Origin of the sequence: Paramuribaculum intestinale (assembly GCF_003024925.1) — a bacterium.
Lineage (GTDB): Bacteria > Bacteroidota > Bacteroidia > Bacteroidales > Muribaculaceae > Paramuribaculum > Paramuribaculum intestinale.
This window is the reverse complement of the sequence record NZ_PUED01000083.1, coordinates 1-11,499: the sequence shown is the minus strand read 5'-3', so window position 1 is coordinate 11,499 and position 11,499 is coordinate 1. Positions and strand designations below refer to the sequence as shown.

Below are 11,499 nucleotides of genomic sequence, written 5' to 3'. Positions count from 1 at the left end.
ATCAAGTACGGACAGGTCGATCCGCCCTCCGAGATACTTCGCACCGAGGCGCTCAACCGATGGCATTCCGACAAGTCGCTGCGTTTTGTGGTGACCTATCCCGAGGCTATGGCCGAAAAAGTGGCGTCGCGGTCCGATGTCGATACGCTCACCCTCAGGCTCGCCCGCGGATCGGTGGCGCCGATGACCGACACCGCCCGATGGCTGCGCGACAATGGTTTTCAGGAGGTCGACTACGTCTACGAGCCGGGGCAGTTCGCCATACGCGGCTCAATACTCGATATTTTCGGCTACAGCTACGAGATGCCTTATCGCCTTGACTTCTTCGGCGACGAGATCGACTCCATACGAACGTTCAACACCGAGACACAGCTCTCCGAGCAGCAGGTAGCGTCTGTGGCCGTTACTGCCAACGTCGCGTCGTCGGCACGTGGAGAGTCGCTGCTCGACTTCATCCCGGCCGACACGCTCATAGCGGTGCGCGACGCAGCTTACACTCTTCAGCGCATCGAGGCGGTCAGCAACGAAAGCTTCTCGCAAAGCTCGCTTCTCGCCGACGAGGGCGATGCCGACGCCATGCAGAAGGTGGTCGATCCGGAGGCGTTCGCCAAAGCGTTCGTCGGATTCGCCCGGCTGCTCTTCTCGGCCGCTGCCATGCCCGAAGGAAAGGAGCTGAAGGCGTCCATCGACTTCGGTTGCACCCCGCAGGGTGTCTACCACAAGAATTTCGACATCATATCCGAGTCGCTCAGCCATTTTCTGGCCGACGGCTACTCTATATGCATCCTCTCCGACAGCCCGAAGCAGATCGATCGCCTCAAGGCCATATTTGCCGACAGGGGCGACGATATACCCTTTACGCCGGTCGGCACGGCCATACATGCCGGATTTGTCGATCACCGTCTGAAGCTGTGCGTGTTTACCGACCACCAGATTTTCGACCGTTTCCATAAATACAGTCTGAAGAGCGACCGTGCCCGTTCAGGCAAGCTCGCTCTGTCGCTGAAGGAACTTAGCGCCATTGAGCCGGGCGACTATATAGTGCACGTGGATCATGGTGTGGGGCGATTCGCCGGACTGCTCCGCACTGAGGTGGGAGGCCACGTGCAGGAGATGATAAAGCTCGTGTATGCCGGAGGCGATACGATATTCGTTTCGATACATTCGCTCCACAAGCTCGCCAAGTATCGTGGCAAGGAGGGCATAGAGCCGAAGATCAACAAGCTCGGTACCGGCGCATGGAACCGCGTCAAGGAGCGCACCAAGGAGAAACTCAAGGATATCGCCCGCGATCTCATACGCCTGTATGCCGCCCGACGGCAGGAGAAAGGATTCAGCTTCTCGCCCGACTCGTATCTGCAGCGCGAGCTTGAGGCGTCGTTTATCTACGAGGATACTCCCGACCAGCTGACCGCCACGCAGGCCGTGAAGGCCGATATGGAGAGCGACAGGCCTATGGACCGCCTGATATGCGGCGATGTCGGATTCGGCAAGACCGAGGTGGCGATGCGTGCGGCCTTCAAGGCGGCCGGCGACTCGAAGCAGACCGCCGTGCTGGTGCCTACGACCGTACTGGCTTATCAGCACTACAATACGTTCCGTCAGCGGCTTAAAGATTTTCCCGTCAGGGTCGAATATATGTCGAGAGCGAGGAGCGCCAAGCAGGTAAAGGAGATACTGGCCGATCTGGCTGCGGGCAAGATCGATATTCTGATCGGCACCCACAAGCTGATATCCAAATCGGTTAAATTCAAGGATCTCGGACTTCTGATCGTCGACGAGGAGCAGAAGTTCGGAGTGGCCGTCAAGGAGAAGCTCAAGCAGATGAAGACCAATGTCGACACCCTCACCATGAGTGCCACCCCTATACCCCGCACGCTGCAGTTCTCGCTGATGGGTGCCCGTGACCTGTCGGCTATCACCACCCCTCCCCCCAACCGCTATCCGATTGTCACGACGGTCAGCGCGCTTACCGACGACACTCTTCTTGAAGCTGTCAACTTCGAGATGTCGCGCAACGGTCAGGTGTTTATTGTCAACCATCGTATCGAGGGACTATACGATCTCGAACGGATGATACAGAGGCTTGTGCCCGATGCCCGCACCATAGTGGCCCACGGACAGATGCCCCCCGAAAAGCTTGAAAAAGCCATAATCGACTTCGGCAACCACGATTTCGACGTGCTGCTCTCCACCACAATCATAGAGAGCGGAGTCGACATGCCTAATGTCAACACCATTATCATAAACAACGCGCACTGTTTCGGACTTTCGGAGCTTCATCAGCTGCGTGGCCGTGTGGGCCGAAGTTCGCGCAAGGCGTTCTGCTACATGTTTGTGCCTTCGTCGGTGCCGCTGTCGCCGACAGCGCGCCGCCGGCTGCAGGCCATAGAAAGCTTCAGCGAACTTGGTTCGGGAATACATATCGCCATGCAGGATCTTGACATACGCGGGGCCGGCAATCTGCTGGGCGCGGAACAGAGCGGATTTATAGCCGATCTCGGTTACGAAACATATCAGAAGATACTCAAGGAGGCCGTGACTGAACTTCGCACCGAGGAGTTTGCCGATGTAATGGCCGACACCCCCGAGGATCAGCAGGATTTTGTGGCCGACTGTGCCATAGAGAGCGATATGGAGCTGCTCCTGCCTGCATCCTACGTGCCGCAGGAGAGCGAACGAATATCGCTTTACCAGGAACTCGACAGCATAGAGCGCGAGAGCGATCTCGACGCTTTTGAAGAGCGTCTGCGCGACCGTTTCGGCGAGATTCCGCCTGTGGCGCGCGAGCTGCTGCGCATCCCCCGACTGCGCCGCATGGCACGTCGCCTCGGTGTGGAGAAGGTGGTTCTGAAGCAGGGTTCCATGTATATTCATTTTGTCGACGACACCAACAGAGCCTACTACGAGTCGGTGGCATTCGGCCGCATTCTCTCCTGGTTCCAGGCCAATGTGGCGCGATGTCAGATACGCGATCGTCAGGGCAAGCGTAGCTTCGTGATATCGCGTGTGCCGTCGGTGGAGGCTGCCGTATCTATATTCGATGCCATGATGAAGCTTGATCCGGTGCCGTCGGCGTGAACTTCGGTGATGTCGTGGATGTTATAATATCGTGACCGAATTTGTTTCCAATTAATATATAGATTCATGATCAGAAAATTTGTAACTGCCGCACTGGTAGTGTTGGCTATGACGCCGCTTGCGGCCTGCAGCGACAACGATGACGACAATCTCTCGCCCGACGCGGAGCTGAAGCAGGCTCTGTCGACTAAATACCCCGCCATGAAGGTGACAGGCTGGGAAAAAGTGAAGTCTTGGAGCGTGGCCGAAGGACGTATCGACGGTATCGATGCCGACGTATGGTTTGATGTGTCAAACCAGTGGGTCATGACCGAGTATGACTACGGACGCGATATAGCGCGTCTGCCGCAGCCGGTGGCCAATGCCATAGCCGGTGGCGATTTCCGCGACTGGACGGTCGACGATATCGACTATTACGAGCGCCGCTCGGAGAGCTTCTATCGTGTGGAGATGGAGACTCCCGGACAGCCCGATGTCTACCTGCTCTATATGCCCGACGGCGCTCTGCGCGGCACAACGGCGGTCGACACCGATGTCTATCCCGACTTCGTGCTTCCGCAGCCCATATTGCCTCCTGCGGGCAACTGATATGACATAGCCCGGGGATCTCGTCAGTGCGATCGCTTCCCGATGCCGGGGAGCGGATGTCCGGCGAAATGGTATGAAAACAGCGACTGCCGCTCTCTGATCGAGGGCGGCAGTCGTCGTTATTGATTGGATGCAAAGTGCGGCGTCAGTCGGCGCACTTTGCTTTGATGAACTCGCGGTTAAGACGGGCGATGTTGCTCAGAGGTATGTTCTTGGGGCACTCGGCGGCGCAGGCTCCAGTGTTGGTGCAGTTGCCGAAGCCGAGCTCATCCATCTTCCTGACCATGGCGCGGGCGCGACGCTTGCGCTCTACCTGACCCTGGGGCAGGAGGGCAAACTGGCTCACCTTGGCCGATACGAACAGCATTGCCGAGCCGTTTTTGCACGCTGCAACGCATGCACCGCAGCCGATGCAGGTAGCGGAGTCCATGGCCACGTCGGCAACCTCTTTCGAGATCGGGGTGGCGTTGGCGTCGGGAGCACCGCCGCAGTTGAACGAAACGTAGCCGCCGGCCTGCTGGATCTGGTCGAACGCGTTACGGTTGACGGTAAGGTCGCGGATCACGGGGAAGGCCGCCGAGCGCCACGGCTCGATGGTGATGGTCTCTCCAACGTGGAACTTACGCATGTGGAGCTGGCATGTGGTGATGCCCTGCACTGGGCCGTGGGGATGACCGTTGATGTAGAGCGAGCACATGCCGCAGATGCCTTCGCGGCAGTCGTTGTCAAACACCACCGGCTCCTCGTTCTGCTCCACGAGCTTCTGGTTGAGCATATCGAGCATTTCAAGGAAGCTGCTGCCTGTCGACACGTTGTCGAGGTGATAGTTGACGAACTGGCCGGGTTCCTTCGGACCGCGCTGACGCCAAACTTTCAGATTTACGCTTATAGTATTTTCCATTTCTGTGTTGCTTTTTTCTTGACGTTTTTACGACTTGTAGTTGCGGGTCTGAACCTGGATGGCCTCATATTTGAGGGGCTCTTTGAGAAGGATGGGCTTCTCGTCGTCGCCGGTGTATTTCCAGCAGCTGACGTACATGTAGTGTTCGTCGTCGCGCTTGGCTTCGCCGTCGGCGGTCTGATACTCTTCGCGGAAGTGTGCGCCGCACGATTCGTTGCGGTGCAGAGCGTCGATTGCCATCATGCGGGCCATCACAAGAAAGTCCTCCAGACGGAGAGCCTTCTCAAGCTCGGTGTTGAGGTCGTCGGCGCTGCCCACGATGCGGAGGTCGGTGTAGAACTCCTTGCGCACCTCCTTGAGCTCCTCGATCGCTTTCACGAGGCTCTGGAGTGTGCGTCCCATGCCCACGAGATCCCACATGATGTGACCCAGACGCTTGTGGATCTGGTCGGGGCTCTTGGTGCCCTTGATGGCCATGAGGCGCGCTATACGGTCGCGTACGCCCTTCTCGGCTTCGTCAAATTCGGGATGCTTGGTGTCGAATGTCGAGCGGCTCACCTTGATCTGGTCGCTCAGATAGTTCTGGAGAGTGTAGGGGAGCACGAAGTATCCGTCGGCGAGTCCCTGCATGAGAGCCGATGCTCCGAGGCGGTTGGCGCCGTGGTCGGAGAAGTTGCATTCGCCGATGGCGAAGAGACCCTTGACGGAGGTCTGCAGCTCGTAGTCCACCCAGATGCCGCCCATGGTGTAGTGCGAGGCGGGGAAGATCATCATCGGAGTTTCGTAGGGGTTGTCGTCGGAGATCATCTGATACATGTCGAAGAGGTTGCCATAGCGGTCACGCACCACGTCGGCTCCCAGACGCTCGATGGCATACTTGAAGTCGAGATATACGGCGTTGCCCGTACCTACGCCGAAGCCGGCGTCGCAGCGTTCCTTGGCGGCACGGCTGGCGATGTCGCGGGGGCAGAGGTTGCCGAAGGCCGGATAGCGGCGCTCCAGATAGAAGTCGCGGTCTTCGTCGGGTATGTCGGTCGGTTTTTTCTTGCCGGCGCGGATAGCCTCGGCGTCCTCTTTCTTCTTGGGCACCCATATGCGGCCGTCATTGCGGAGCGATTCGCTCATGAGGGTGAGCTTCGACTGGTCTTCGCCGTGCACGGGTATGCAGGTGGGGTGGATCTGTGTGAAGGCGAGGTTGGAGAGGTAGGCGCCTTTGCGGAATGCCTGGATGGCGGCAGAGCCGTTGCAGCCCATGGCGTTGGTGGAGAGGAAGAATGTGCGTCCGTAGCCGCCGGTGGCGAGCACCACGGCGTGGGCGGCGTAGCGCTCCAGTTCGCCGGTGACGAGGTTGCGCACGATGATGCCGCGGGCGCGTCCGTCGATTATTACGACGTCGAGCATCTCACGACGGTTGAACGAGCGCACCTGACCCTTCTCGATCTGGCGGTTGAGCGACGCGTAGGCGCCGAGCAGCAGCTGCTGTCCGGTCTGACCCTTGGCGTAGAATGTACGGCTCACCTGGGCGCCGCCGAAGGAGCGGTTGGCCAGCAGACCGCCGTATTCGCGGGCGAAAGGCACACCCTGCTGCACGCACTGGTCGATGATGTTGTTCGACACTTCAGCCAGACGGTACACGTTGGCCTCGCGCGAACGGAAGTCGCCGCCCTTTACGGTGTCATAGAAGAGGCGGTAGACGGAGTCGCCGTCGTTCTGATAGTCTTTGGCTGCATTGATACCGCCCTGTGCGGCGATCGAGTGAGCGCGACGCGGGCTGTCCTGAATGCAGAAGTTATATACGTTGAAGCCCAGCTCGGCAAGTGTCGAGGCTGCTGAAGCGCCGGCGAGGCCGGTGCCCACCACGATCACGTCGAGATTGCGTTTGTTGGCGGGATTTACGAGCTTCTGGTGGGCCTTGTAGTTGGTCCACTTGTCGGCTATGGGACCCTCGGGTATCTTGGAGTCTATCTGATATTCGGGGAGCTTGGAGGACTCGATGTCGGCGTAATCCTTCATTATGGGTGTAGAGTCGATCATGCCCTCTACGCTTTTGATATCTGCCATATTTGTGACGTTGTGATGTTTATTCTGATATTACTTTACGCACTCCGTGTGATGGCCGTGACCCTCGCAGTCGGTGTGGCCGTCGCAGTCGGTGTGGATGATGCACACGGCTTCCTGAGAAACGGCTGCCTCCGGGCATACCACGCTGGTGGCGTAGTCGCGGCAGGCTTCGTCAAACGAGGTGGAGTTGGCGCGAACGGTGAACACTATGGCCTGGGCGATGAAGAGAGCCACAACGATGGAGCTCCACCAGAGACCGATGCATTTGAGGCGTTTGATCCAGATGTCGTTGTTCCATCCGCAGGTCTGGAACATTGACCAGAAGCCGTGGTTCATGTGGAACCAGAGAGCCACGAAGCCGATGATGTAGACGATCGGAGTCCAGATCTGGCTGAAAGCGATGTGGAGGAACAGGCTGCCGGCAGCGGGAGGAACGGCAACGCCGTCATGGACATACTCGCAGTGGATGATCTCGGCGAGCTGCATCTTGGCCCAGAACTGGATCAGGTGAACGGCCAGGAAAGCGAGCACCACGATGCCCAGGACGAGCATGTTCTTCGACGACCACTCTACCTGAGGCTGGCTGCCGTTTACCTGATAGCGGTCGGCACCGCGAGCCTTGCGGTTCTGGACGGTGAGCCAGAGCGCGTAGCAGATGTGGATGATGAAGAGAGCTGCGAGACCCATTGATGCAACCAGAGCATACCAGTTGGCACCCAGGAAGGCGCAGATCATGTCATAGGCTTGAGGCCAGAAGAGCGCCACGCCGTTCATCAGTGCGTGAAACGTAACGAATAGGATAAGGCAGGCTCCGGTGATTGACATCACGAGCTTCCTTCCTATAGATGAGTTGGTTAACCACATAATGAAAGTGTAATTTAATTATTTGATTTTATGATGGATTTTCAGTAGCCTGGCATTTGTCGTTTGACCGTGTTTTATCTTGATTTTCCTATGCATTATCAGTAGATAAAACCGGTGCAAGTGCAAAATTAAGCGAAATTAACCATTCCTGCAAAAATATTTGGACTCTCCAACAATATTATTTGGTAATTTTGCGGAAACAAGAAGCACGTGGATTTTGTTTCCCGGTGCATGACCAGTCAATCACATCATTTCAACACACAGATGACACTACGCAATTTCATCGCAGCAGCCGCAGTGGCGCTCGGCGTATTTGCCGCAGGAGCCGCTGTCAACGTCGTGCCGCGTCCGGTATCGGTAGAGGAGCATGACGGACAGTTCACACTTACCTCAAAGACATCCATCGGCTATGCCGAAGGCCTTGAAGAGTATGCCATGTATCTCGACAGCATCCTGTTGCAGTCGACCGGATATGAACTGCCGGTCGTGGCCGGTACGTCCAAGGCCGCTATCGCGCTCAGCATCGACAGCGCCGCAGTAGGCGCATCGGAGGGCTATCGTCTGGAGGTGGGGCGCAAGCGCATCACTGTGGTCGGCGCCGACAGGGGAGGCCTGTTCTACGGATTGCAGACATTGCTGCAGCTCTTCCCGGAGCAGATACATTCCGACCGTCCGGCAAGAAACGTGGAGTGGAACGCTCCATGTGTGAGCATCTTCGACGCTCCCGAGCGCCCGTGGCGCGGAATGATGCTTGATGTGGCGCGCTATTTCCACGATGTCGATTATGTGAAGCATTATATCGACATGATGGCGATGTATAAGCTCAACAAGCTGCAGTTCCACATGATCGACGATTCGGGATGGCGCATGGAGAGTAAGAAATATCCGCGTCTGACGGAAGTGGGCGCATACGCCGGAACGGGTCCGTCGCGCCTCGGAGGATATTACACTCAGGATCAGATCCGCGACATCATAGAGTATGGTCGGCTACGCAACGTCGAGATTATTCCCGAGATAGAGTTCCCGGCTCACATACTGTCGGCTGTAGTAGCCTATCCGTGGCTGTCGTGCACAGGTCTGCAGCATGAGCTGCCGCGTCAGCATTTCATCAGTCGCGATCTTCTTTGCGTGGGCAAGGAAAGTTCCATGAAGTTCCTCTTCGACATACTCGATGAAACCGTCGAGCTGTTCCCATCCAAGTACATCAACATAGGTGGCGACGAGGCTGTCTACGACCGCTGGAAGGAGTGTCCCGACTGTCAGGCGCTGCTCAAGCGCGAGGGGTTGTCGAAGGCTTCGGAGCTGCAGGGATGGCTGACCGATACGGTGGCGCGCATGATGGCCGACCGCGGACGTACGGTCATAGGATGGGAGGAAATCATCACCCGGGGCGATGTGTCGACCCCTGTTGTGGCGCTGATATGGCACAATGTGGCCGATTCGGTGTTCGCTTCCTCCAAAGGTCATCAGGCTATTCTGACTCCGGCCACACACATGTATCTCGATTTCCCCGAAAGCTCCACTCCCGGCGAGATAAAGGCTGCCGGATGGATGCCGCCGATATCGCTCGAAAAGGCCTATTCGATGCCTGTCAACGACTATTCCGACAGCTCGTCGGTGATCGGCGTGCAGGGATGCCTGTGGAGCGATCAGTTTATTCACGGCACAGTGCTTCAGGAACTGCCGCAGCTCGACGAAAACCGTTCGGAGGCCTATGTCGACTATCTCACCTTCCCGCGACTGCTCGCAGTGGCCGAGGTGGCATGGGATAAGGAAAGCCGCCGTTCGTGGCCCGATTTCCGCCGCAGGGTCATGACACATTTTGGTCGCCTCGACGCCATGGGCGCTGCCTATCGTGTGCCGGAACCGTCGATAACCTCCATGAAGGAGCTCCCCTCGGGTGAGTGGGAGTTTGTGCTGGAGCCGTCGATCGAGGGGAGCGAGATCCGCTATACCACCGACGGCACGTATCCCACCGTCCATTCAGCGCTTTATAAAGGCGGCAAGGTGGTAGCGCCCTCCAGATCCGATTTCCACGCTGTCACGGTCCATGGACGCAGGGTGTCGCTTCCGACATACTTCGCCCCGGATTATTCGCGTTACGAACGCTATGGAGCCATAGCGGGGCAGTGGCAGCCGCTTCAGGTGCAGACCGTCGCCACGCCATGGAACATCGACGTCATAGGCAAGATCTCGGGCAACGGATCGTATGAAATTACTTTTATCCCTGAAAAGGGAGGCGACATACACTTCGGACGCCTGAAGCTCATGAAGCGCGACGAGCAACTCGCTGATGTCGATGGCGACTATACTGTCAAGCCCGGACAGACGGCCACCTACCGGTTTGATGTCGATGCGTTCGAAGCCGGCACTCCGTTTACAGTCGTGGTGGAGCGCAACGGTGTCGGATCCAACGAAACTTCCGGTCTAGTGTTTATCCGTAAGCTCTGATCGGTTCATTGCCGCAGGAAGTCGGCGAGCACTGTGGCATTGTTGTGTATGGTGTCTTTCGAGCCATAGAGCAGTGTGACGCGAGGCCGCCCGGCTATGTCGCGGCGCAGCTGAAGAGCCGTCGGGTTTGACCGTAGCTCATCGGTGTAGCGCCGGACGAATTCCTCCCACCGGCTGTCGGGGTCGGCGTGAAACCATTCGCGCAGCGTGGTTGACGGCGCTACGTTTTTGACCCACAGGTCATAGTGGAACGATTCTTTCGATTCGCCACGTGGCCATAGCCGGTCGACGAATATGCGGTAGCCGTCGTCGGCAGTGCTGCCGTCGGGATCGGAGTACACTCTGCGTGTGATTATCTTCTGCATGTTATAAAACTGTTAAAGCGATCAGCCGTGCCTGTGTGATGACGGGCACGGCTGAACTGCATTTTGTGTCAGGGGCTCACTATTGTATGTCGGGGCTGGCTGTAAACTGGCCTGTGCCTGATGATGTATCCTCGTCGGGAGCGGTGTCGGGCAGATCCTCTGCGGTCGGCACCACGATCAGGTCGAAGGCCATATATCCGGTTGCTATCTCGCAGTCCACCTCGGCTATGATCATAGACATCGACATGACATGCTTGCCGGGGGTAAGCTCGGAGGTATCGATCGATATGTTGAACGGCGACAGGTTGGTGGCGCCGAGCACCCATCCGTCGAGTCCGTAGGTGACGGCCGTGATAGCGGCTTTCTTGCCCTGGCGCAGCGGAGTGCAGCTCACTGATGTGATCTCAAACGGTTCGCCGGCCACGGCGTAGATTGTGCCGTCGATCTTTTTCGCTCCGGCATATTCGATGTTGATGTCTACGGCAGGCAGATCCTTGTCGTCGTCGCTGCAGGCTGTCATGCCGAGCAGCGGCAGGGCGGCCATCAGAAGGTGTATGATCTTTTTCATGATTGTGTGGTTTGTAGTGTTTAGTTTCTGAACACGAGTCCGGCGTCGTCCCCCTCCTGATAGTCGATCACTATCGGATGGTCGCGGTCTACTTTCTGAGCCAGGATGTCCTTCGACAGCTGGTTGAGCACCAGGCGGTGTATGGCGCGTTTCACCGGGCGGGCGCCGAATTCAGGATCATATCCCTCCTCGGCCAGGAAATGGAGCGCGGCAGGCGTCACTTCGAGTGTCACGCCGTTGGCGGCGAGCATCTTCTGTATCGACTTGATCTGCAGCCCTACGATCTCCTCTATCTCGGCCTCGTTGAGCGGGGTGAACATTATGATCTCGTCTATGCGGTTGAGGAATTCCGGCCGTATGGTCTGTTTCAGCATCTCGAGAACCTCGTTCTTTGTGGTTTCGATGGTTTCGGCGCGGTTCTCGGGCGTCATCTTCGAGAAATTGTCGCGAATCACGTTCGATCCCATGTTGGAGGTCATGATGATGATGGTGTTCTTGAAGTTGACAAGACGTCGCTTGTTGTCGGTCAGACGTCCGACGTCGAGCACCTGCAGCAATATGTTGAACACGTCGGGATGCGCCTTTACGATCTCGTCGAAGAGCACAAACGAGTAAGGTTT

The 11,499-nt window shown here is 57.4% G+C and carries 8 protein-coding genes and 1 pseudogene; 3 read left to right on the top strand and 6 right to left on the bottom strand.

What is annotated here, in order from left to right; all coding sequences use genetic code 11:
* The coding region (gene mfd / locus C5O24_RS07515; protein WP_107681665.1) for a transcription-repair coupling factor at positions 1-3,081 on the top strand (3,081 nt) is incomplete at its 5' end.
* A 66-nt stretch (positions 3,082-3,147) separates the two neighbouring features.
* Positions 3,148-3,669: a PepSY-like domain-containing protein gene (locus C5O24_RS07510; protein WP_107034955.1), complete on the top strand. Its 522-nt coding sequence runs from the start codon at positions 3,148-3,150 to the stop codon at positions 3,667-3,669.
* 145 nt (positions 3,670-3,814) lie between these two features.
* On the opposite strand, the gene C5O24_RS07505 is transcribed toward C5O24_RS07510, so the two are convergent.
* From C5O24_RS07505 to C5O24_RS07495, 3 genes and pseudogenes are all read right to left on the bottom strand, one after another.
* Entirely contained in the window at positions 3,815-4,570 is a 756-nt protein-coding gene (locus C5O24_RS07505; protein WP_107681664.1) for a succinate dehydrogenase/fumarate reductase iron-sulfur subunit, read from the bottom strand.
* A 27-nt stretch (positions 4,571-4,597) separates the two neighbouring features.
* Complete coding sequence (locus C5O24_RS07500) at positions 4,598-6,583, bottom strand: fumarate reductase/succinate dehydrogenase flavoprotein subunit (RefSeq protein WP_107035072.1); 1,986 nt, start codon at positions 6,581-6,583, stop codon at positions 4,598-4,600.
* Positions 6,584-6,820: 237 nt separating this feature from the next.
* Positions 6,821-7,495: pseudogene (locus C5O24_RS07495) on the bottom strand (succinate dehydrogenase cytochrome b subunit); the annotation flags it as partial.
* A gap of 264 nt (positions 7,496-7,759) precedes the next feature.
* Here C5O24_RS07495 and C5O24_RS07490 point away from each other — a divergent pair.
* Positions 7,760-9,946: a beta-N-acetylhexosaminidase gene (locus tag C5O24_RS07490; RefSeq protein ID WP_107035073.1), complete on the top strand. Its 2,187-nt coding sequence runs from the start codon at positions 7,760-7,762 to the stop codon at positions 9,944-9,946.
* Between the two features lie 5 nt (positions 9,947-9,951).
* Here the strand turns inward: C5O24_RS07490 and C5O24_RS07485 are convergent, their stop codons facing one another.
* The 3 genes from C5O24_RS07485 to C5O24_RS07475 all read right to left on the bottom strand — a co-directional run.
* The gene (locus C5O24_RS07485) at positions 9,952-10,311 is read right to left on the bottom strand and encodes a DUF488 domain-containing protein (RefSeq protein WP_107034958.1); all 360 of its coding nucleotides are present in this window, start codon (positions 10,309-10,311) and stop codon (positions 9,952-9,954) included.
* Between the two features lie 79 nt (positions 10,312-10,390).
* Positions 10,391-10,879: a hypothetical protein gene (locus C5O24_RS07480; protein WP_107034959.1), complete on the bottom strand. Its 489-nt coding sequence runs from the start codon at positions 10,877-10,879 to the stop codon at positions 10,391-10,393.
* Positions 10,880-10,899: 20 nt separating this feature from the next.
* On the bottom strand, positions 10,900-11,499 hold a 600-nt coding region (locus C5O24_RS07475), incomplete at its 5' end, for an AAA family ATPase (RefSeq protein WP_153061367.1).